Origin of the sequence: Streptomyces sparsogenes (genome assembly GCF_001704635.1) — a bacterium.
GTDB classification, from domain to species: Bacteria; Actinomycetota; Actinomycetes; order Streptomycetales; family Streptomycetaceae; genus Streptomyces; species Streptomyces sparsogenes.
In genome coordinates this window covers 46472-68948 of sequence record NZ_MAXF01000020.1, presented here as the reverse complement: position 1 = coordinate 68948, position 22477 = coordinate 46472, and the positions used below count along the sequence as shown (strand labels likewise).

Here is a 22477-nt window from a genome sequence, read left to right as displayed (position 1 = left end):
GTCGGGCACCGGGGCGAGCGAGTCGCGCCGCCCCGGCCGCCGCCGGGACGGCCGGCGGCCGCCGCTGCGCCACCGCGTCATCACCGTCTCCCTGCTCACCGTCGCGGCCCTGTACTTCCTGATGCCGGTGTACTGGCTCGCCGTGTCGGCGACCAAGTCCAGCAGCGACCTCTTCGGCACGTTCGGCTTCTGGTTCCACGACCCGCACCCCATCGACTATCTGCGCCGGGTGCTCACCTACGACGACGGCATCTACGTCCGCTGGTTCGGCAACAGTCTGCTGTACGCGGGCGCCGGCGCGCTGGCCGCCACGCTCCTGTCGGCCGCCGCCGGCTACGCCCTGGCCAAGTTCCCCTTCCCCGGCCGGGAGGGCGTCTTCAACGTCGTCCTCGCCGGGGTGCTGATCCCGGGCACCGCGCTCGCCCTGCCGCTGTACCTCCTGTTCAGCGAGATGGGGTTCGCCAACACCTACGCGTCGGTGCTGCTGCCCAGCATGGTCAGCCCCTTCGGGGTCTATCTGTGCCGGATCTACGCGACCGCCGCCGTGCCCGACTCGCTGCTCGAGGCGGCGCGGATCGACGGGGCGGGCGAGGCGCGGATCTTCACCGTGCTGGGGCTGCGGCTGATGACCCCCGCGCTGGTGACCGTCTTCCTGTTCCAGTTCGTGCACATCTGGAACAACTTCCTGCTGCCGCTGGTGATGCTCTCCGACTCCGACCTGTATCCGATCCAGCTCGGGCTCACCTCCTGGCAGGGGTACGCGGACCGGCAACCGGAGCTCTACCAGTACACGGTCGGCGGCGCCTTCCTGTCCGTTCTGCCGCTGATGGTCCTCATGGGGGTGTTGCAGCGGTACTGGCGCACGGGGCTCACGGAGGGCAGCGTGAAGGCGTGACGCTCATGGAGGGCAGCGTGAAGGCGTGACGTGGGCGTGACAGTATCGCTGTCATGACTACTGCTGCTGATGACGCGACGCCCGCCAAGAAGGCCCCCGCGAAGGACCCCTGGGACCTGCCGGACGTGTCCGACCTGGTCGTCGGGGTGCTCGGGGGCACCGGCGACCAGGGGCGCGGCCTGGCGTACCGGCTGGCCCGGGTGGGCCAGAAGGTGATCATCGGATCGCGGGCCGCGGAGCGGGCGCGGACCGCGGCCGAGGAGCTCGGCGGCGCCGGGCTCGGCATCGAGGGCGCGGACAACGCGGAGTGCGCGCGGCGCAGCGATATCGTGATCGTCGCCGTGCCGTGGGAGGGCCACGCGGGGCTGCTGGAGGCGCTGCGCGAGGAGCTGAGCGGCAAGCTCGTCGTCGACTGTGTGAACCCGCTCGGCTTCGACAAGAAGGGCGCGTACGCGCTGAAGCCCGAGGAGGGAAGCGCCGCCGAGCAGGCCGCGGCCCTGCTGCCCGACTCGCGGGTGACCGCCGCCTTCCACCACCTGTCGGCGGTGCTGCTGCAGGACCCGGGGGTCGAGCGGATCGACACCGATGTGATGGTGCTGGGCGAGAGCCGCGCCGACACCGACCTGGTCCAGGCGCTGGCGGCCCGCATCCCCGGGATGCGGGGCGTGTACGCGGGGCGGCTGCGCAACGCCCACCAGGTCGAGTCGCTGGTGGCCAACCTGATCTCGACGAACCGCCGCTACAAGGCGCACGCCGGCCTGCGGGTCACCGACGTCTGAGCGGGGTCACCGGCCGGAGCGGGGCGGGGCATGGGGGAGAGGGACGGGGCATGGGGGACAATGTCCGGGACCACCACATCCCGGACAGGAGCCGACACCATGCCCCGACTGGCCCTCTACTCCCTCGCCGTCTGCGTCCTCGCCGTCGTCGCGGCGGTCCTGTCCTTCGCGCGGGGCAGCTGGCTCGGCGTGGTGTGGATCCTGCTGGCGGGCATCTCCTCCAACATGACCTGGTACTACCTGCGCAAGGCCAAGGCGGACCGGGCCGCCGCCCACGAGACCGGCCGGGAGGCCGAGGTCACGGGGTGAGCTGGGGCTCGCCCTGCCAGAAGCGGAAGAACTCCTGACCCCAGTAGGTCTCCCATTCCGAGACGCCAAGGGTCCGCATCACCCCGTCGATCGCGTCGAAGAAGACCTGGTTGACCTCGGGTATCCACAGCACCCCGAACACCGCGAGCAGTCCGAACGGCGCGTACGGCTCGACCTGCCGCCGCACGCGGTACGACAGCCACGGCTCGATCACCCCGTACCCGTCGAGCCCCGGGACCGGGAGGAAGTTCAAGATGGCCGCGGTGACCTGCAACATCGCCAGGAACGCGAGCGCGTAACGGAACACCTCCGGCACCCCGTCCAGCGCGCCGAGCCAGAACGGCGCGGTCAGCGCCACCGCGAACGCGACATTCGTCAGCGGCCCGGCGGCCGAGATCAGGCTGTGCTTCCAGCGGCCGCGGATGCGGTGCCGCTCGATGAACACCGCCCCGCCGGGGAGCCCGATCCCGCCCATGATCACGAAGATCACGGGCAGCACGATGCTCAACGCCACATGGGTGTACTTCAGCGGGTTCAGGGTCAGATAGCCCTTGGCGCCGATCGAGATGTCACCGCCGTGCAGCGCGGTGCGCGCGTGGGCGTACTCGTGCAGACACAGCGACACCACCCAGCCGGAGACCACGAAGAGGAAGACGGCGAAGCCGGGGCTCGCCGAGGAGCCCGTCCACACCGCCCATCCGGACACGCCCATGATCGCGACCAGGCCGAGGAAGACGGGGCTTATGCGCCGGTCGCGGCGGCTTACTGCGGTGGCCATGCGTGAGGTCTCTCCGTGTGGATCGGGGGGCGCGGCGTGCGGTGCCCGGGAAACGTCGAGCAGGGTGTCATAGGTTCCGGGAGCGACGGCGGGGGACCCCGGGGAGTCGCCGGCGAGGCCGACGCGGGCGAACAGCTGAACGGATCGCCCTCGCCGTGCATGACAATGGGGCGGTGCGCTACGCCCTGCTCGGCACCACCCAGGCCCACCGCGACGACGGCACCCCCGTCGCGCTCGGCGGCACCCGTCTGCGCGTCCTGCTGACCGTGCTGGCGCTCCGCCCGGGACGGGTGCACACCACCGGCGCGCTGATCGGCGAGATCTGGGACGCCGACCCGCCCGCCGACGGCCACGGCGCGCTGCAGGCCCTCGTAGGCCGCCTCCGCAGGGCCCTCGGCAAGGACGCCGTGAGCTCAGTCCCCGGCGGCTACCGGCTGTGCGCCGACCCCGACGACGTCGATCTGCACCGCTTCGAACGCCTCGTGACCGCGGGGTCCGCGGCGCTGGAGGACGGCGACCCGGCCAAGGCCGCCGCCGTCCTCGACGACGCGCTCGCCCTGTGGCGCGGCCCGGCCCTCGCCGACCTCCCCGGCGCCGCCTCGGCGGCGGCTCGCGCCGAGGCCCGCCGGCTGGACGCCCGCCGTTACCGGATCGCGGCCGACCTCGCGCTCGGCCGCGCCGAGCGGGTCCTGCCCCGGCTCGCCGAGCTGTGCGCGGCCCATCCGCTCGACGAGCCCCTGCACGCCCTGTGGATCCGCGCCCTGCGCGACGCGGGGCGCACGGCGGAGGCGCTGACCGCGTACGAGGCGATCCGCCGCGAGATCGCCGACCGCCTCGGCGCCGACCCCGGCCCCACCCTCCGCGCCCTCCACGCCGACCTGCTCCACCCCGCCCGGACCTCGGCCCCGGTCCCGGCCCCGGCGGATGCCGCCGGCCGGCCCGGCCACCCCGGGCCCGCGACGGGCCGGCCGTCCGCCGCCTCTGGCGGTCTCCTGCCTGGCGGCTCCGTGCCCGCCTCCGGCGGAGCCCCTGCCCAGGGAGTCGCGGCGCGGTCGGGGGGCAATCTGCGGGCCCGGCTGACGAGCTTCGTGGGCCGTGAGACCGACCTCGGCGTGCTGCGGGCCGATCTGGCCGGGCCCCACCGGCTGGTCACCCTGCTCGGGCCCGGCGGGGCCGGGAAGACCCGGCTGTCCCAGGAGGCCGCCGAATCGGTGGCGGACGCCTGGCCGGACGGCGTCTGGCTGGCCGAACTCGCCCCCGTGGACGACCCCGGGACCGTGCCGGAAGCCGTGCTCACCGCGCTCGGGGCGCGTCAGACCGTCATCCGCGGCACCGCCGCCGAAGAACTGCGGGCCGCCACCGACCCGACCGCCTTCGACCCGCTCGCCCAGCTCGTGGACCACTGCGCGCCGCGCCGCATGCTGATCGTGCTCGACAACTGCGAGCACCTCGTCGACGCCGCCGCCCGGCTCGCCGAGACCCTGCTCACCCGCTGCCCCGGCGTCACCGTCCTGGCCACCAGCCGAGAACCGCTCGCGGTCCCGGGGGAGTTGGTACGCCCCGTGGACCCGCTGCCGGACCCCGTCGCGCTGCGGCTGCTCCAGGACCGGGGCGCGGCGGCCCGGCCCGGCTTCCGGGTGGCCGACGACCCGGCGGCCTGCGCCGAGATCTGCCGCCGGCTCGACGGCCTGCCGCTGGCCATCGAGCTGGCCGCGGCGCGGCTGCGCGTGCTCACCCCGCGCCAGCTCGCCGACCGGCTCGACGACCGCTTCCGCCTGCTGACCAGCGGCAGCCGCACCGTACTGCCCCGCCAGCAGACGCTCCGCGCGGTCGTCGACTGGTCCTGGGGGCTGCTCGACGAGCGGGAGCGCACCGTGCTGCGCCGGCTGTCGGTCTTCGCCGGCGGCTGCGACCTGGCCGCCGCGGAGGCCGTGTGCGGGGACCCGGACGGCACAGCCGACGGGACCGGCGGGGACGGCGGGCCTGGCAGGGTCGGCGCCGGGGCCGGCGGGGCCCGTGGGGCCCAGGGCGTGGATCCGCTCGACGTCGCCGCGCTCCTCGGCTCGCTCGTCGACAAGTCCCTGGTCGTCGCCGCCCCGGACGCGACCGACGGCATGCGCTACCGGCTGCTGGAGACCGTCGCCGAATACGCCGCCGACCGGCTCGAACAGGCGGGGGAGCGCGCCGCGGTCGAGCGGCGGCACCTGGTCGCCTACCGGGAGCTGGCCCGTACCGCCGACCCCCTGCTGCGCGGCCGGGAGCAGCGCCGGTGGCTCGCCCGGCTGGAGACGGAGCACGACAATCTGCGGGCCGCGCTGCGCCGCGCCGTCGCCGCGCGCGACGAGCAGGAGGCGCTGTGCCTGGTGCTGTCGCTCGGCTGGTTCTGGGCTCTGCGCGGGCACCGCGGCGAGGCACGCCAGTGGACGACGGCCGCGGCGGCGCTCGGTCCCAACCCCTTCGCGCCGCCCGTCTCCCCGGTCGCCCCGCTGCTGGAGTCCTGTACGGACCGCCCGCCGCCCATGCCGCCCGACCTGCTGGACGAGGCGCGGCGCGGGGTGCGGCTGCTCGGGCTGGCCAACATCGAGGGCGACCTGCGGGGGCTGAGCGACGACGAGGCGGCCGAAGACCTCCAGGGGATCGTCCGCGCCTACCGCCCCGGGCTTCCGCAGACCTGCCGCATCCCGGGCTTCATGTGGTTCTACGCGGTGCTGCTGACCGGCCGGTTCGCGCTGCTGCGGGAGGTCGTCGAGCAAGGGGTGCGCAGTTGCGGGGAGCTCGGCTACGAGTGGGAGAAGGCCATGCTCCTCCAGCTGCGCGCCAAGGTCCTGAGCGGTCCGATGGGCGCCGAGGTGGGCCGGGGAAGCCGGGAGGCGCTGCGGGACGCCGACGAGAGCCTGGAGATCTTCACCCGGCTCGGGGACGCGTGGGGCGCGGCGGAGGCGCTGTCCGGCCGCGGCGAGTTGCTGGAGCAGCGCGGCGAGGGCGAGGCGGCCGCCGCCGACTACCGGGCGGCGATCGGCTGGGCCGAGCAGTTGGGGGCGCATGCGCAGGTGTCACTGCTGCGGGCACGGCTGGGCGGGGCGATGGTCGAGTCGCGGGACGAGGCCGAGGCGGCGGCGGGGGAGCGGATCCTGCGGGCGGTGGTGGAGCAGGGCCCGCACGCCGGGAGCGAGGCCCTGTCGTACGCCCGGCTGCAACTGGCCATGCGCTGCGGCAACACCGGCGCCACCCACGAGGCGCGGGACCAGCTCGAGCGGCTGCTGGACGAGTTCGGCCGGCGCGCGCTGGGCCTCTTCGAGGGCGTGGTGCAGGGGCTGATCGCCTGGCTGGACCTGGTCGACGGACGGCCCCAGGAGGCACTCGTGCGGGTGCGCGGCGCCATCGCGAAGGTCGACGACCCGCTGGCCGAGATGGTCGCGCCGCACATCCAGGTCACCCATGTGCTGATCGGCGCCTGGGCGCTGTGCGACCTGGGCGGCCCGGAGCGCACCGAGGCCGCGGCGCGGCTGGTGGGCGCGTACGACGCGCTGCGGCAGCCGCATTTCCGCGTCCTCCTCTCGGAGAGCGCGGGCCGCCGGCGGACCGAGGCCGCGCTGCGGGCCCGGCTGGGCGACGCGGCGTACGAGCGGGCGCACGCCGAGGGCGGCGGCCTGTCCCTGGAGGAGGCCACCGCCCTCGTCTGACACGGCGGTCCGGCGGGTGGCGCATCCCGCTCAGGTCTTGTTGCGGAACTTCGCCACCGCCAGCGGCGCGGTGACCACCGTGATGGCCAGCGCCCAGATCACCACCATGGTCACCGGGTGCGCGACCGCGCCGTGGCCGCTGGTCAGCGCCCGGGCTCCGTCGGCGAGCTGGGAGAGCGGGTTGTACTTGGTGAAGGACTGCAACCAGCCGGGCATGGTCGCGGTCGGGGCGAAGATGGACGAGCCGAACTGCAGCGGCATGATCACGAGGAACCCCAGTCCCTGTACGGCCTGAGGGGTCTTGACCGACAGGCCCAGCAGCATGAATACCCAGGTCAGCGAGGAGCCGAAGAGCAGGGCCAGCGCGACCGCGGCGAGCAGCTCGAGCGGTCCGGTCTCGAGGTCGAAGCCCATGGCGAAGCCCATGATCAGCAGGACCACGGTGGACACCAGCATCCGGCCGGTCTCCACGATCAGCTTGGCGATCAGCACCGAGGAGCGGGCGATGGGCATGGTCCGGAAGCGGTCCATGACGCCCTTGTTGAAGTCGTCGTTGACGCCGGTGCCGACCGACATCGCGATGTTCAGACCGCCCATCGCCATCATCCCGGGGATGAAGTAATTGACGTAGGCGTCGCGGTCGCCCTGCGCCACCGCGCCGCCGAAGACGTACACGAACAGCAGCGAGAAGATGATCGGCATCAGTAGGGCGTCGAACATCGACTCCGGGTCCTGCTTGATCTGCAGCGCGTTGCGCCGCACCAGCGCGCTGATGTGGCGCAGATTGGCGCGCAGCCCGATCCGGCCCTCGCCGTGCGCCTCCAGGGGCGCGGAACTCAACGTCGCGGCGCTCACGCCGGGACCTCCTCGAGCGTCTTGTCGTCCATGTGGTCGACCTGGTCCTGCGGGGTGGACGTCTTCTGGCCGGTGATGGCCAGGAACACCTCGTCCAGGCTGGGCAGATGGGTGTCGATCCCGGAGATCGCGAAGCCGCGCTCGCCGAGCAGGCCGATCACCGCCGTCAGCTGCTCGTCGCTGACGATCGGCACATTGACCAGGCCCTCCGCCACATCCGCGGTCGCCCCGGTCACGCCGTCCAGCCCCGCCTGGGCGATGGCGCCGACCATGCGGTGGAGCTCGCCCGGGTCGGCCGGGCGGATCTGCAGGGTGCGGCCGCCGACCTTGGCCTTGAGCTCGTTGACCCGGCCCTCGGCGATGACCTTGCCGCGGTCGATGACCGTCAGGTCGTCCGCGAGCTGCTCGGCCTCCTCCATGTACTGCGTGGTCAGCAGGACCGTGGCCCCCTCGGAGACCATCAGCTTGACCTCGTCCCACACCTCGTTGCGGGTGCGCGGGTCCAGACCGGTGGTCGGCTCGTCCAGGTAGAGCACGGCGGGCCGGCCGATCATGGAGGCGGCCAGGTCCAGCCGGCGGCGCATGCCGCCGGAGTAGGTGCGCGCGGCCCGCTTGGCCGCGTCCGTGAGCGAGAACCGCTCCAGCATGGCGTCCGCCCGCGCCCGCGCCTCCTTGCGGGACAGGTCCAGCAGCCGCCCGATCATGTAGAGGTTCTCCCGGCCGGAGAGCTTCTCGTCGACCGAGGCGTACTGCCCGGTCAGCCCGATGGTGCGGCGCAGCTGCCGCGGCTGGCGCACCACGTCGTACCCGGCGACCACCGCGGTGCCGGCGTCCGGCACCAGCAGGGTGGAGAGGCAGCGGACGAGGGTGGTCTTACCGGCGCCGTTGGGGCCGAGCACGCCGAGGACGGTGCCTTCCGGCACGTCCAGGTCCACTCCGTCGACCGCCTTGGTGTCGCCGAAGTGTTTGACCAGCCCCCGCACTTCGACGGCGTTGCCGCCGCTGGTCTTTCGTTCGTATCGCGTCATGTCCCCCACGATGGCAGGGGCCACCGACAGATCGCCGACAGGCGGCAGACAGCCCGCCGACGGGGGAAGATCGGCGGGCTGTCGGTGTACCGCGATGGCTCGGCGTGCCTCGGCGGGGCCCATGAGCGGGCCCCTTCAGGGGTCAGTGGAAGGAGTGCTCCGCGGTCGGGTAGGCGCCCTGGACGACGTCCTCCGCGAAGGCGCGCGCCGCGTCCCCGAGGGTCTGCCGCAGCTGCGCGTACTGCTTCACGAAGCGCGGCACGCGGCCCGCGGTCAGCCCGGCCATGTCGGTCCACACCAGGACCTGCGCGTCGCAGTCCGGCCCGGCGCCGATGCCCACGGTCGGGATGTGCAGCGAGCGGGTGACCTCGGCGGCCACCTCGGCCGGGACCGTCTCCAGCACCACCGCGAAGGCGCCCGCGTCCTGGACGGCCTTGGCGTCCCGCAGCAGTTGCTGCGCGGCCTCCTCGCCGCGCCCCTGCACCGGGTACCCGCCGTAGGCGTTGACGGACTGCGGGGTGAGGCCGACGTGCGCCATGACCGGGATGCCGGACTGGACCAGCAGCTCGATCTGGTGGGCGGAGCGCTCGCCGCCCTCCAGCTTCACCGCGCCCACGCCGGCCTCCTTGACCAGGCGGGTGGCGCTGCGCAGCGCCTGTACCGGGCCCTCCTGGTACGAGCCGAAGGGCAGGTCGCCGACGATCAGGGCGCGCTTGGTGCCCCGGACGACGGCGGCGGACAGGATGGTGATCTCGTCCATGGTGACCGGCACGGTGGACTCGTAGCCGAGGTGGCAGTTGCCCATGGAGTCGCCGACGAGCATGACCGGGATGCCGGCCTCGTCGAAGACGGAGGCGGTCATCGCGTCGTAGGCGGTGAGCATGGGCCACTTCTCGCCGCGCTCCTTGGCGGCGGCGATGTCACGGACGGTGATGCGCCGGGACCCGGTCCCTCCGTACAGCGCCTTACCGGCCGCCGAGGGGCCGGTCCCGCTGCTGTCGTGCTGTTTCCCGGCAGGGGTGACGTGCGTCATCGCAACGCTCCTGTTCGTCATCTCGAGGCGCCCTGACGGCGTCCCCGGACCACCCCCATGCTGGCACGCGGTGTCGCGGCGCGAAAGTGGGCCCCCGACGTGTGCTGGGCCACGCATGACTCGAAAAGTCCGGTAAAGGCTCGCAAAGGTTTTCCAATACGAGACGGGGCCGTCTCGGAACGCTGCCTAGCCTGGGACATATGGCATCCCCCTCCGACACCCAGGGCGCCCCCGCCGTGAGCGGCGTCCCCGAGGTGATCCACCGCAGGCGGTGGGCGATCCTGGTCGTGCTGATGCTCAGCGTCCTGGTCGTCGTCCTCGACAACTCCATACTCAACGTGGCGATGAAGACCATCGCCTCGCCCGAGCCCACCGGGCTCGGCGCCGCCCAGAGCCAGCTGGAATGGGCGATCAACTCCTACACCCTCGTCTTCGCCGGGCTGCTGTTCACCGCCGGGCTCCTCGGGGACCGGCTGGGCCGCAAGAAGGTGCTGCTGGGCGGCATGACGGTGTTCGGCATCGGCTCGGTGCTCGCCGCGTTCTCCGGCTCGCCGGGCGAACTGATCGGCTACCGGGCCGTGATGGGCCTGGGCGCGGCGTTCGTGATGCCCGCCACCCTCGCGATCCTGGTGAATGTCTTCGAGCGCGAGGAGCAGCCCAGGGCCATCGGCATCTGGACCGCCGCCGTCGGCCTCGGCATCGCCATCGGCCCGATCACCGGCGGGGTGCTGCTGGAGCACTTCTGGTGGGGCTCGGTCTTCTTCGTCAACGTGCCCATCGTCATCGTCGCGCTGGTCGCGATGAGCCTGCTGGTCCCCGACTCCAGGGATCCGGCGCCCGGCCGGCTGGACCCCGGCGGGGTGGTGCTGTCGGTCGTGGGCCTGGTCCTGCTGGTGTACGGCATCATCAAGGGCGGCCAGCTCGCCGACTTCACGGACGGGCGGGTGCTGGGCACCATCGGCGGCGGACTGGCCGTCCTGGTGCTGTTCGTGGTGCACGAGAAGCGCAGCGACCACCCGGCCATCGACGTCTCGTACTTCCGCAAGCCCGCCTTCTCGGCCGCCATCGCCGCGATCGCGCTGGTCTTCTTCGCCCTGATGGGCGTGACCTTCTTCATGGTCTTCTACATCCAGAGCGTGCGCGGCTACAGCGCCCTGGAGTCCGGCCTGCTGATCCTTCCGCTCGCCGTCGCCCAGCTGATCTTCGCGCCGCGCACCCGGCTGGTCGTCGAGCGGTTCGGGGTCCGGACGGTGTGCGCGGGCGGCATGCTGCTGGTGGCCGGGACCATGGCGGGCTTCACCCAGCTGGCGGTGGACACCCCGCTGGTGGTGATGGAGGTGCTCTTCTTCGTCCAGGGCGCGGGGATGGCGCACATCATGCCGCCCGTCACGCTGACGGTCATGCAGACGCTGCCGCGCCAGAAGGCCGGTTCCGGCTCGGCGCTCAACAACACCTTCCGCCAGGTCGGCGGCGCGCTCGGGGTCGCGGTGCTCGGCTCGGTGCTCTCCACCGCCTACCGCGACGGCATCAAGGACACGCTGGCGGCCGTGCCCGGGCTGCCCGACTCCGCGCGCCACGCGGCGGGGGAGTCCGTCGAGGCCACCCTCGGCCTCGCCGAGAAGCTGGGGCCCAAGGGCCAGGCGCTGATCGGCCCGGCCCATGACGCCTTCATCCACGCCATGCACGTCACCGCGCTCGGCTCGGCCGCGGTCGCCCTCCTCGGCGCGCTGGTCTCGGTGGCCTTCCTCCCCCGCAAGGGAGCCGCCCCCGACGACCCCGACGCCGGCCGGCCGAGGGAGAAGGCGGGAGCCGGGGCGGGACGATGACCGCGCCCGGGTACGCGGGGGCCCGGCTGCCGGGGCGGCCGCGCAGCGCCGCCGCCGACGCCGCGATCATCGAGGCCGCGCTGCGGCTGATCGAGGAGGGCGCCACGATCGGGGAGCTGTCCATCGAGCGGATCGCGCGCGAGGCGGGGGTGGGCAAGGCCACCGTCTACCGCCGCTGGTCCGGCAAGGAAGCGCTGATGATCGATGTGATGCGCTCCCTGGAGGAGCCGAACCCGAGGCCGGCCGGGGCCTCGGTCCGCGATGACCTGGTCACCCTCCTGGAGCTGATGCGGCGGCGCGGCCTGGCCAAGCGGAACTCCGCCCTCCTGCGTACGGTCGTCACCCAGATGCACGCCAACCAGGAGCTGTGGCGCGCCTACGACGCCCATGTGATAGCGGCCCGGCGGGAAATGCTGTACGAGGTGCTGCGCCGCGGGATGGCCCGCGGCGAGATCCGCGGCGATCTGGACCTCGAGCTGCTCGCCGACCTGTTCACCGGCCCGATGCTGTCCCGCGTGATCCTCCACGAGTGGAAGGCGCTCCCGGAGGGACTGGCCGAGACCATCGTCGATACGGTGCTGGAGGGGGTGCGGCCCCGGCCGTGACATCCGCCGCCTTGCGGCTGGTTTGTGCTCGTTCTGTCACAACGGTCCCGCTTCCCCCGGCATCCGGAACCCGTACGCTCCCGGCGAACGTCCCCTTGTCGGGGGGCGCTCGCCCGGGTGTCGGGGGAAGCCTGGTGATCGCCTAGGGTCTTGGCGCAGGGCGCGGCGGACGAGGCAGTGGCAGAGGCAGTGAGGGACGGACAGCGAATGGCGCAGGCGTACACGCAGGAGACGGCGCAGCACCCAGGGGATGCCCCGCGGCCGACCGGCTCCAGGGTCCGGCGTCTCCTCGACGGGCTCCGGCGTGACCGCGGCATCTGGCGGCGGGGTCTGGTGCTCGCGGCGATCGCGGTGGTCCTCGCGCTGGTCATGATCTTCCATGCCGAGATCCCCAACCGGGTGGGCAACCTCGGCAGCCTGCTGGAGACCTTCCTGCCCTGGCTGGGCCTGCTGGTCCCGGTGCTGCTGGTGCTCGCGCTGGTGCGCCGCTCGGCGAGCGCCCTGCTCGCGCTGGTGCTGCCGGTCTCCGTATGGCTGAACCTCTTCGGCGGGCTGATGTTCGCCGACAAGTCCGGCGGCGGGGGCGATCTGACCGTCGTCACCCACAACGTCAACGCGGACAACCCCGACCCGGCCGCCACCGCGAAGGACGTGGCCGCCTCGGACGCGGACGTGGTGGCCCTGGAGGAGCTGAAGAGCGCCGCGGTGCCCACGTACGCGCGGGCGCTGGCCGGCACCTACCGGTACCACACGGTCCAGGGCACGGTCGGGGTGTGGAGCAAGTACCCGCTCTCCGGCACCAAGCCGGTGGACATCAAGCTGGGCTGGACGCGGGCGCTGCGCACCACCGTCGCCGCCCCGGGCGGCCGGGTCGCCGTCTACGTCGCCCACCTGCCATCCGTCCGGGTGAAGTTCAACTCGGGCTTCACCGCCGGGCAGCGCGACGACAGCGCCGACGCGCTGGGCGCGGCGATCGCCCACGAGCCGCTCCGGCGGGTGATCCTGCTGGGCGACCTGAACGGCACGATGAACGACCGGGCGCTGGCCCCCGTCACCTCGCAGATGCGCTCCGCGCAGGGCGCGGCGGGCGACGGCTTCGGCTTCAGCTGGCCCGCGTCGTTCCCGATGGCGCGGATCGACCAGATCATGGTGCGCGGGGTGGCGCCGGTGTCGGCGTGGACCCTGCCGCGGACCGAGAGCGACCACCTGCCGGTGGCGGCGTCGGTCAAGCTCTGAGCGGCAAGCCCTAACGATCTGTTCACCTGGGGGTTTCACGGGGGGAACAAAACGCGTGAGAGACTTTGTTCCGGAAGAGAACATAAAGAGTCCCCGCAGTTTCTCCCCGTTTGGAAAGGTCTCTCATGCCCCTGGCCCTGCTCGCACTCGCTGTGAGCGCCTTCGGCATCGGTACCACCGAGTTCGTGATGATGGGCCTGCTGCCCAACGTCGCCGACGATCTGGGCACCTCGGTGCCAACCGCCGGATACCTCGTCTCCGCCTACGCCATCGGAGTCGTGGTGGGCGCTCCGCTCCTGACCGCCCTCGGCTCCCGCGTCCCGCGCAAGCGGATGCTCATCCTTCTCATGGCGCTCTTCACGGTGGGCAACCTCGCCTCCGCCCTGGCCCCCTCCTTCGGGCTGCTGGTGGCCGGGCGGGTGCTCGCCGGGCTGCCGCACGGCGCGTTCTTCGGCGTCGGCGCGGTGGTCGCGGCGCGGCTGGTGGCGGAGGAGCGGCGGGCCCGCGCGGTCGCCACGATGTTCCTCGGCCTCACCGTCGCCAACATCGTCGGCGTGCCCGTGGCCACCCTGCTCGGCCAGCGCCTCGGCTGGCGCGCCACCTTCCTCGTGGTCGCCGCCATCGGCGTCGTCGCCATGGCCGCGCTCGCCCGGCTCATCCCGCGGATCTCCCTCGACCAGCAGGCCGGCCTCCGCCACGAGCTGGGCGCGCTGCGCGACCGGCAGGTCGTGCTGGGCCTGCTCACCGCGGTCTTCGGCTTCGCCGGCGTCTTCGCCGTCTACAGCTACCTCGCCTCGATGATGACCGAGGTCACCGGCCTCGCCGAGGCCTCCGTCACGGTGGTGCTCGCCCTCTTCGGCATCGGCATGACCCTCGGCGCGCTGATCGCCGGACCCCTCACCGACCGGGCGCTGCGGCCGACGCTCTACGGCTCGCTGGCGGCCCTCGCGGCGGTGCTGGTGCTGTTCGACTTCACGGTGCACGTGAAGTGGGCGGCCCTGGCCACGGTCGTGGTGCTGGGCGCGGTCGGCTTCATGACCACCACCCCGCTGCAGATGCTGGTCATGAACAAGGCCCGCCACGCCCCGACCCTCGCCTCCGCCTCCAACCACTCCGCCTTCAACCTCGCCAACGCGGGCGGCGCCTGGCTCGGCGGCGTCGCGATCGCGGCCGGCTGGGGCTGGACCTCCCCGACCCTGGTCGGCGCGGTCCTCGCCGTGGTCGGCCTCGCCATCGCCGTCACGGCGGGCGCGCTCGACCGCGACCGCCACGAGCCGTCCCGCGTGGTGGCGACCAGCGACTCGGTGCCCCGCTACTCCGAGGTGAGCTGACTCGGCGGCCTCGCGCGCACGGCGCCCGGCGCGGCATCCCGCGCCGGGCGCCGTGCTGTTCCTGCGCCGTGCTGGGTGCTGTGTCGCCGGTGAGCGACTTGACTCTGACATCGATGTAAGGCTTTAGCGTCCCGGAAGAGCGATCAGCCGATCACCACCACGGGAGGCACACCACCATGACCAGCACATCGACCCTGGGACGCATCGTGCGCGGCTCGGGCCCCGGGCTGTTGCTCGCCCACGGGGCGACGGGGAGCATCGACGGGAATTACGGTCCGATCCTCGACGGGCTGGCCGAGCGCTACAAGGTGGTCGGCCCGGACTACCCCGGCTCCGGGCGCACCCCGCGCGCCGAGGAGCCGCTCCAGCTCGACCGGCTGGCCGACGAGCTCGTCGCCACCGCCGTCGAGGAGGGCCTGGACACCTTCGCGATCGCCGGTTATTCCCTGGGCACGCCCGTCGCGCTGCGGGCCGCGAGCCGGCACCCGGACCGGGTGACCGCGCTGGTGCTGACGGCCGGCTTCGCGCGCCCGAACGCCCGGTTGCGGCTGCTGAGCGAGGACTGGCTGCGCCACCTGCGGTCCGGCGACGAGGAGGCGCTGGCCCGGTGGGCGGTGCTCAACGGCGCCGGGGCGCCGTTCGTGGACCGGATGACCGCGGATGAGCTCGCGGCCACCGTGGCCGGGGCCCGGGACTCCGTACCGCCTGGGGCCGTGGAGCAGGTCGAGCTGGTCGGCAGCGTGGACGTGCGCGAGGACCTCGGCCGGGTGCGGGTGCCCACCCTGGTGATCTCCACCGCCGTGGACTCCATGGTGACGCCGTACCACCACCGGCGGGTCGCGGACGGGATACCCGGTGCGGAGTTCGCCGAGCTGCCGTCCGGCCACCTGCCGTTCGTGGAGGCGCCGGCGGAGTGGCTCGGGTTGATCAGGAAGTTCCTGGACGCGCACGTGGAAAGGTAGGCCCGGGCGGTTACTTTGCGGTGAGAACGGGACAACGACACGCCGTGCCGTCGGCGTGTCGTTGTCCCGTATTCACCGCGGACCACGACGAGGCCGCGGCGATGCGGCTACTTCCGGTATCCGATGATCGTCATCAGCCCGGACTCGGAGTGGTAGATGTTGTGGCAGTGGACCATCCACAGCCCCGGGTTGTCCGCGTCGAACTCCACGTCCACCTTGTGGTGCGGCAGCACGATCGTCGTGTCCTTGCGCGGGCCGCCGCCCGGGAGCTGGAAGGTGTGGCCGTGCAGGTGCATCGGGTGCCACATGTCGGTGCCGTTGATGAACGAGACGCGGACCCGCTCGCCCGCGCGCACCGGATAGCGCTGCGCCGGGTCGTAGGGCTTGCCGTTGATCGCCCAGTCGTACCTCGCCATGGACCCCGTCATCCGCAGCCGGACGGTCCGGTCGGGGGCGCGCGGGGTGAGCCGCACGTCCTCCGCGGCCTTGAGCCGGTCCGCGGTGAGCAGCCTGCCGTCCAGCTCCCTGGGGCGCACGGACGGCGGCGGCGCGGCGGCGCCGTCGCTCGTGCGCAGCAGGGCCATCGCGGCGCCCCCCTTGCCCTCGGCGAGCGCGACCAGCGGGAAGACGCCGTCCTGGGCGGTGACCAGCACGTCGTAGCGCTCGGCCATGCCCAGCAGCAGCGCGTCGGTGCTGGTGTGCTCGACCGGGTAGCCGTCGGTGTGGGTGACCGTCATGGTGTGGCCGCCGAGCGCGACGCGGAAGGGGGTGTCCCCGCCCACGTTGACGAGGCGGATGCGGATGCGGTCGCCCGGCTTGGCGCGGAAGGCCCGGGGGTCCTCCGGGGTGCGGCCGTTGACCAGGTAGTACGGGTACGCCACGTCCCCCGGGTCGCCCTCCAGCAGCCGGCTGCGGGCGCCCCGCAGCCTCCGGGACGGCCCGGCGGGGCCGCCGTCGGCGCCTTCGGGGTCCTCGGCGTCCTGGGCGCCCTCGCTGTCGTCCATCCCGGCCATCCTCGCCCGGCCGCCGGTCAGCTCGTCCAGCACCGCGTCCGGGGTGCTGCCGTCCACCCCGTCGACCCAGTCGTCGAGCATGACGATCCACTCGTGGTCGTACTCCAGCGGCTCCCTCGGGTCCTCGACGATCAGCGGTGCGTACAGCCCCCGGTCCAGCTGGACGCCGGAGTGCGGATGGAACCAGTACGTGCCCGGGTCCGGCACCGCGAAGCGGTAGTCGAACGAGGCCCCGGGCCTGATCGGCTGCTGGGTCACGCCCGGCACGCCGTCCATGTCGTTGCGGAGCGCGATGCCGTGCCAGTGCAGGGTGGTCGAGCGCGGCAGGTTGTTGTCGAGCCGGACCGCGAGCGTGTCGCCGGCGGTGACCCGGATCGGCCGACCGGGCAGCTCGTCGCCGTACGTCCAGGTCCTGACCGTGCGGTCGCCGAGGTCGAGCGAGGAGGGGGTGGCGGTCAGCCGGATCTCCCGTACGGCCCCCCGCGCCCGCCCGCGCTCGGCGGCGGCGACCTCCTCGCCGTCGGGGGAGACATAGCCCGGGGGCACGGCGGAGGCCGGGCCGCCGGGGTCGCCGGACGCGGAAGGTGTGGAGGAGGCTGAGGAGGCCGAGGACGCCGTGGACGCGGAGGAGGAGGCCGCGCGGGAAGCGAGCAGTCCGCCGCCCGCGACGCCGATTCCCGCGCCGATCACGGCGCGGCGAGTGTATGCGTGCATGAGTGAGCACCCCAATGCCGGTGTGTGTGAGCTGCGTGGGAGGTCGGCGCGTACGCCCGCCCCGCTCAGGGGCGCGGGGTCCGGCGTACGCGCCCCGCTATGCGCAGCGGAACGGCGCGCGACGACGGGGCGGCGCGCGACGGCGGGGCGGGGCGGAGCATGGCCGGAGCCTACCCCCAAGGGGTATGGAAACCCCGGTGGCGGGCCCGGGAGGGAAAGCGCTCTGGGCCGTCCGGGGCCGCGTGAAAGTACGATGCACACATCGTGGCGGGTACACGGGGCGCGGGTGCGAAACCTGGCCGAAACCCCGCCGGGCGATACTGGGGGCCACAGGCGCCCCACGCGTACCCCAAGAGCCGTCTGACCTGCAAGGATAGGGGACCATGGATAAGCAGCAGGAGTTCGTGCTCCGCACCCTGGAAGAGCGCGACATCCGGTTCGTGCGGCTGTGGTTCACCGACGTGCTGGGCTTCCTCAAGTCGGTCGCCGTCGCGCCCGCCGAACTCGAAGGCGCCTTCGACGAGGGCATCGGCTTCGATGGCTCCGCGATCGAGGGCTTCGCCCGCGTCTACGAGTCCGACATGATCGCCAAGCCGGATCCGGGCACCTTCCAGATCCTGCCCTGGCGCGCCGAGGCCCCCGGCACCGCCCGGATGTTCTGCGACATCCTGATGCCGGACGGCTCCCCGTCGTTCGCCGACCCCCGCTTCGTCCTCAAGCGGATCCTGGCCAGGACCTCCGACCTCGGCTTCACCTTCTACACCCACCCCGAGATCGAGTTCTTCCTGCTCCGCCAGAAGCCCGTGGACGGCAGCCGCCCGGTGCCCGCCGACTCCTCCGGCTACTTCGACCACACCCCGCAGAACATCGGCATGGACTTCCGCCGCCAGGCCATCACCATGCTCGAGTCGATGGGCATCTCGGTCGAGTTCTCCCACCACGAGGGCGCCCCCGGCCAGCAGGAGATCGACCTGCGCTACGCCGACGCGCTCTCCACCGCCGACAACATCATGACCTTCCGCCTGGTCATGAAGCAGGTGGCGCTGGAGCAGGGCGTGCAGGCCACCTTCATGCCCAAGCCGTTCTCCGAGCACCCCGGCTCCGGCATGCACACCCATCTCTCCCTCTTCGAGGGCGACCGCAACGCGTTCTACGAGTCCGGCGCCGAGTTCCAGCTCTCCAAGGTCGGCCGCTCCTTCATCGCGGGCCTGCTGCGCCACGCCGGGGAGATCTCCGCCGTGACCAACCAGTGGGTCAACTCCTACAAGCGCATCTGGGGCGGCTCCCAGCGCACCGCAGGCGCGGGCGGCGAGGCCCCCTCGTACATCTGCTGGGGCCACAACAACCGCTCCGCGCTGGTCCGGGTGCCCCTCTACAAGCCCGGCAAGACCGGCTCCACCCGCGTCGAGGTCCGCTCCCTCGACTCCGGCGCCAACCCGTACCTCGCCTACGCGGTGCTGCTCGCGGCGGGCCTCAAGGGCATCGAGGAGGGCTACGAGCTCCCGGCCGGCGCCGACGACGACGTGTGGGCCCTGTCCGACGCGGAGCGGCGCTCCCTGGGCATCGAACCGCTGCCGCAGAACCTCGGCGAGGCCATCACCCTGATGGAGCGCAGCGAGCTGGTCGCCGAGACCCTCGGCGAGCACGTCTTCGACTTCTTCCTGCGCAACAAGAAGCAGGAGTGGGAGGAGTACCGCTCCGAGGTCACCCCCTTCGAGCTGCGCAAGAACCTGCCGGTGCTGTAAGCGCAGGTCAACGGGGGTACTTCGCTAGACCGATGATCCGGGCCAGCGTCGTCACGACGCTGGCCCGGAGCCGTCTCATCCCTCTTGGGCCGTCTGTGGGCCGTCCGGCGCGGATTCGACCGCCTCATAGAGCCGGTCCACTGCGTTCCGGGTCCGTCCCTCACTGCTCGGCATCAGGTGCGTGTACGTCCGGAGCGTGAAGCCGGGGTCCGCGTGGCCAAGGTAGCCGCTCAGGGCCTTGATGTTCTCCCCGGCATCCAGCAGAACCGACGCGTAGAAGTGCCGCAGCGCGTGCATGCCGTGTTCGCGGGCCGCCTCGTGCCGCTCACCCTTCTCCGGTTCGGGGATCACCCCGGCCGCCACGAGCGCGGGCTTCCACAGCCGGGTGTTGAAGTCGGTCCGGCGGACCGCGCCGCCCCCTATGAGGGAGAACAACAGACGCTTGGTGACGGGCGGGCCGTCCGGCCGCAGCCACGGAAGCGTCACGTCCACGGGCGGGAAGAGCTTCCGGTGCTCCTTGAGTACGCGGCCGACGCGCTCCGGCAGTGGCACGTCCCGTTCCTTGCCGCGTTTCGGTGGCGCGAAGACCAGGTGCCCGTTGACCACCTTCACCTGATAGGCGACGTGCAGCCATCCGGCTTCGTAGTTCACTTCGTCGTCAGGTAGTCCGAAGATCTCGCCTTGCCTGAGGCCACAGCCACCCCCGAGGTCCACCATTGCCTGATAGCGCTTGGGGAGCGCGGCCCGCACCGCGAAGACGCGTTCCGGGAGCCACGGGCGTACGCGCGGGGCACCTCGCTCGGGCGCACGGACGGAGCGCGCCTTGCATGGGTTCTTGAGAAGCAGTGCGTCATCAACGGCGGCGCTCAGGACTGACGAGACGTTCGAGAAGATCACCCGGCGGTAGGACGATGCCGGCACGGCTTGCTCCAGCTCGGCCAGCCACTCACGGATGTGCGCGGGCTGGAAGGAGTCCAACGGGCGCGACCCGATGTACGGGAAGGCGTGAAGCCTGAGCTGCACACCCACCGGGACCCGCGTGTTCGGGTCGGTGGTCTGTGCGGCGAGCCACTTCTCGCCGTACTCGCGGAACGTGATGCGTCCGGCCTGCGGGTCGATGTACTGTCCGCGCGACATGTCGGCCTCGATGTGCGTTAGCCACTTCTCGGCCACTCGCTTCTGCTTGTCGGGGAAGCTCTTGCTCTTCTCGGTGCCGTCGGGGCCGATGTAGCGGGCGCGGTAGCGCATGCCGGTGCCGTGGCGGTCGGTCTTGATGCGGCGGGGTTTGCCGTCGGGGCCGGGTTCGGTCTTGTACCAGCGGTCTTGAACGTGGCCTGCCATTGAGGCTGTGGTCCCTTCTTGGGCAGAGCAGAGCGGGGCGGGGCCGTGTGGCCCCGCCCCGCGGGTGTCGTGCTGGGTTGGTCGTTGCTGTCAGGCGGCGCTGTCTTCGGTCTTGCGCTCCCGGACGTAGCGGCTGACGTCGGCGGGGTCGTAGCGCACGTGCCTGCCGATGCGGAAGCCCGGCGGACCGACGCGCTTCTTGCGCCACTGGTAGACGGTCTCCACGGGCACGTCGAAGATCTCGGCGATGTCGTCGGGGTTGAGGTACCGGTCAGGGAGACCGCCCCGGAGGATCGCGGCCAGCGCGGGGTGGTCGAGGAGCCGGTACAGCAGAACTTGAGGGTCGGTCTCCTCAAGATCAGGGGGCTGTTTCACTGCGTCCTCCGAGTTGGAGTCACATTGCCCTTGAGTCGCGGCTCAGAGCGGGTTAGCGGGGTCTTTGGGCTTTCCAGGGGCCGCGCCTGTCCGAAGCGCGGAATTCTGCGTCATTGCGTCATCTGCGTCATCTGGGCTTTTGACCTGCGGGTTTGCGTGACGCAGTGACCATGGGGTGCGTCATCAGCGCGTCATAGGCTGCGTCATCGGGTGACGCAGATGACGCAGGATGACGCAGACACCGCCGCCTGCGTCACGCCTGTATCCGCAGGTCAGGAACCGTTTTTTCGCCTACATGACGCAGATGACGCAGTGTCTCCCCTCTTAGGACAAAAGAGGGGGTGTCTGTTGTGGTGCGGTGCGCCTCACAGCGTGAAGAAGGAGCCGCTGCGCGGCGCGACCATCGGGCGGCGTTCCGCCGAACAGCAAGAGGAGCACGTCTGGCCCGGTGGTGCTCCTCTTGCTTGTCCCGGAGCGATCGAGCGTCGCGGGTCAGAACACCGGCTTCTGCTCGTGTGGGGGCGGCGCAGATTGGCGGGTCATTTCGAGGTAACGGCCCTCGCTGGTGCGGCCCCAGTCGATGAGGACGCCACGGGCGGCAAGTGTCGGCTGGAGACGCTTGAGCCGATCCGAGAGGACTTTCCCCGTGGTCGGCCACCCCTTTGGCAGGGGACGCAGTTCATCGCCGCTGTAGAGGCGACTGAGGCAGTGCAGCCACTCAGTCGAGGTCATCCGCGGGGCCGCGCCCGGCTCCATGGTGTCCGCATGCCGCAGGACGGTCTGCGCGAGGAGATCGCCCTCGATCACGTCGTCGTTCAGGTCGTCCAGACTGGCCCGGTACGCGGTGAGCGCCCCGAGACCGGTCGCCGCATCGAGCTGCGCACACAGGTGCGCGAAGTCCGCCATCCTCAGGTCGGTGGGGGTTTCCGCCTCAGCTGCGCGGACCTTGACCGTGAGATCCAGGAGAGACCCGAGAACGACGGGTAGAACTTCCGCGTACTCCGCCCACAGCTCGGCCTCGGTGCGCCGGACGCGGGGCCGCTCCAGACGCAGGGGCAGGAGCCGTTCGGCGAGGTCGGGCCGGATGACGCCCACGTCGATGCCGGTCAGGAGCATGGGGCGGCGGTAGCGAGCGCGGAAGACGTCCCCATCGGTGAACAGGGCGCGCTTGACGTTCTCGGCTCCGGTGACGATGCAGCACATGGCGTCGGACAGGTCCGGGGTCATGTGGGAGAGGTTGTCCAGGGCCGTGACCCATCCGGCCGCCACCGCCGCGATCAGGTTCTCCTCGTCCTTCGGAGCCCGGCGCAGGTCACCACTCATGCCCTCGATGATCCGCACGAGCATGCGGCCCCCGGTGGACTTCCCGGCCCCCTGCGGGCCGGTGAGGAACGGGGCGGGGACGGGCACGGACGGCCCGAGGCAGCCGATCAGCCAGGCGATGGCCAGGCACTCGGTCTCCGCATTGGCGAAGTTGCACAGCCGCAACAGGAGATCGATGCCCTTGCCGTCGGTGTCCTTGGCCGGCAGGGGCAGTTCCCCGGTGAGCTGGGTGCGGCGCCAGCACACCTCGCGCGGGTCGGGGATGGCGATGTCCCAGCCGGTGGGGTGGATACGGACGGACTGCCCGTCGTTGCGGCCCAGGTCAAGCCACGTCGCCCCGTCGAATCCGGGCGCGACGCGGATGTGGACAGGCTGCACGTCCTCGGTCAGCGCGAGTGCTTCGATCAAGTCCAACGCCTCCTTGAGAGCGGTCCCGTTGAACACGCCGCGCCCGTCCTTGAACAGGCCGACCATGAGTTCCTGGCGGTGGCTGCCCGTCGTGCCCTGGGAGCGGATCGGGCGGGCCACGGGGTGGCCGTTCTTCTGCGCGTACACGGTTCCGTCGGCGGTGCGGAAGTACCGGAAGTGCGCCTGTGCGTAGTTGGTGATGACCTCGCGGGCGGGATTCTTCTCGTCGTCGGACATG

The 22477-nt window shown here is 72.0% G+C and carries 18 protein-coding genes; 10 read left to right on the top strand and 8 right to left on the bottom strand.

Features of this window, described 5'->3' with window-relative positions:
• Positions 1-64: 64 nt before the first annotated feature.
• The 3 genes from BBH68_RS03370 to BBH68_RS03360 all read left to right on the top strand — a co-directional run bounded on the left by BBH68_RS03370 (position 65) and on the right by BBH68_RS03360 (position 1983).
• Complete coding sequence (locus BBH68_RS03370) at positions 65-895, top strand: carbohydrate ABC transporter permease (RefSeq protein ID WP_079150781.1); 831 nt, start codon at positions 65-67, stop codon at positions 893-895.
• A gap of 53 nt (positions 896-948) precedes the next feature.
• The gene (gene npdG, locus BBH68_RS03365; RefSeq protein WP_065958728.1) at positions 949-1674 is read left to right on the top strand and encodes an NADPH-dependent F420 reductase; all 726 of its coding nucleotides are present in this window, start codon (positions 949-951) and stop codon (positions 1672-1674) included.
• Between the two features lie 99 nt (positions 1675-1773).
• Entirely contained in the window at positions 1774-1983 is a 210-nt protein-coding gene (locus tag BBH68_RS03360) for a hypothetical protein (protein WP_065958727.1), read from the top strand.
• Here BBH68_RS03360 and BBH68_RS03355 read toward each other — a convergent pair.
• Positions 1973-2761, bottom strand: a complete 789-nt coding sequence (locus BBH68_RS03355; protein WP_065958726.1) for a site-2 protease family protein — start codon at positions 2759-2761, stop codon at positions 1973-1975. The genes BBH68_RS03360 and BBH68_RS03355 overlap by 11 nt on opposite strands.
• 155 nt (positions 2762-2916) lie before the next feature.
• On the opposite strand from BBH68_RS03355, the gene BBH68_RS03350 reads away from it, so the two are divergent.
• Positions 2917-6444 carry an AfsR/SARP family transcriptional regulator gene (locus BBH68_RS03350; RefSeq protein WP_245737865.1) on the top strand — a complete coding sequence of 1176 codons (3528 nt, stop codon included), beginning with the start codon at positions 2917-2919 and terminating at the stop codon, positions 6442-6444.
• Between the two features lie 30 nt (positions 6445-6474).
• Here the strand turns inward: BBH68_RS03350 and BBH68_RS03345 are convergent, their stop codons facing one another.
• The 3 genes from BBH68_RS03345 to panB all read right to left on the bottom strand — a co-directional run bounded on the left by BBH68_RS03345 (position 6475) and on the right by panB (position 9360).
• Positions 6475-7299, bottom strand: coding sequence for an ABC transporter permease (locus tag BBH68_RS03345; protein WP_065958724.1), 825 nt, complete (start codon positions 7297-7299; stop codon positions 6475-6477).
• Entirely contained in the window at positions 7296-8327 is a 1032-nt protein-coding gene (locus BBH68_RS03340; protein WP_065958823.1) for an ATP-binding cassette domain-containing protein, read from the bottom strand. The genes BBH68_RS03345 and BBH68_RS03340 overlap by 4 nt, the downstream gene beginning before the upstream one ends.
• A 142-nt stretch (positions 8328-8469) precedes the next feature.
• Positions 8470-9360 (bottom strand): 3-methyl-2-oxobutanoate hydroxymethyltransferase, encoded by an 891-nt coding sequence (gene panB, locus BBH68_RS03335; protein WP_065958723.1) that lies wholly within the window; start codon positions 9358-9360, stop codon positions 8470-8472.
• Between the two features lie 200 nt (positions 9361-9560).
• Here panB and BBH68_RS03330 point away from each other — a divergent pair, with 200 nt between their 5' ends.
• The 5 genes from BBH68_RS03330 (at position 9561) to BBH68_RS03310 (ending at position 15320) form a co-directional block, all read left to right on the top strand.
• Entirely contained in the window at positions 9561-11186 is a 1626-nt protein-coding gene (locus BBH68_RS03330) for an MFS transporter (RefSeq protein ID WP_065958722.1), read from the top strand.
• Complete coding sequence (locus tag BBH68_RS03325) at positions 11183-11791, top strand: TetR/AcrR family transcriptional regulator (RefSeq protein ID WP_065958721.1); 609 nt, start codon at positions 11183-11185, stop codon at positions 11789-11791. The genes BBH68_RS03330 and BBH68_RS03325 overlap by 4 nt, the downstream gene beginning before the upstream one ends.
• A 207-nt stretch (positions 11792-11998) precedes the next feature.
• Positions 11999-13027, top strand: a complete 1029-nt coding sequence (locus BBH68_RS03320) for an endonuclease/exonuclease/phosphatase family protein (RefSeq protein ID WP_076971025.1) — start codon at positions 11999-12001, stop codon at positions 13025-13027.
• A 125-nt stretch (positions 13028-13152) separates the two neighbouring features.
• Positions 13153-14358 carry an MFS transporter gene (locus BBH68_RS03315; RefSeq protein WP_065958720.1) on the top strand — a complete coding sequence of 402 codons (1206 nt, stop codon included), beginning with the start codon at positions 13153-13155 and terminating at the stop codon, positions 14356-14358.
• Between the two features lie 176 nt (positions 14359-14534).
• Complete coding sequence (locus BBH68_RS03310; protein WP_065958719.1) at positions 14535-15320, top strand: alpha/beta fold hydrolase; 786 nt, start codon at positions 14535-14537, stop codon at positions 15318-15320.
• 107 nt (positions 15321-15427) lie between these two features.
• Here the strand turns inward: BBH68_RS03310 and BBH68_RS03305 are convergent, their stop codons facing one another.
• Complete coding sequence (locus BBH68_RS03305) at positions 15428-17047, bottom strand: multicopper oxidase family protein (protein WP_065958718.1); 1620 nt, start codon at positions 17045-17047, stop codon at positions 15428-15430.
• A 383-nt stretch (positions 17048-17430) separates the two neighbouring features.
• Between BBH68_RS03305 and glnA the strand changes: the two genes are divergently transcribed.
• Positions 17431-18792 (top strand): type I glutamate--ammonia ligase, encoded by a 1362-nt coding sequence (gene glnA, locus BBH68_RS03300; protein WP_065958717.1) that lies wholly within the window; start codon positions 17431-17433, stop codon positions 18790-18792.
• Positions 18793-18867: 75 nt separating this feature from the next.
• On the opposite strand, the gene BBH68_RS03295 is transcribed toward glnA, so the two are convergent.
• The 3 genes from BBH68_RS03295 to BBH68_RS03285 form a co-directional block, all read right to left on the bottom strand.
• Positions 18868-20133, bottom strand: coding sequence for a tyrosine-type recombinase/integrase (locus BBH68_RS03295; protein ID WP_065958716.1), 1266 nt, complete (start codon positions 20131-20133; stop codon positions 18868-18870).
• A gap of 90 nt (positions 20134-20223) precedes the next feature.
• Positions 20224-20463 (bottom strand): helix-turn-helix domain-containing protein, encoded by a 240-nt coding sequence (locus tag BBH68_RS03290; RefSeq protein ID WP_065958821.1) that lies wholly within the window; start codon positions 20461-20463, stop codon positions 20224-20226.
• Between the two features lie 537 nt (positions 20464-21000).
• Entirely contained in the window at positions 21001-22476 is a 1476-nt protein-coding gene (locus BBH68_RS03285; RefSeq protein WP_065958715.1) for an ABC transporter ATP-binding protein, read from the bottom strand.
• Position 22477 lies beyond the last annotated feature (1 nt).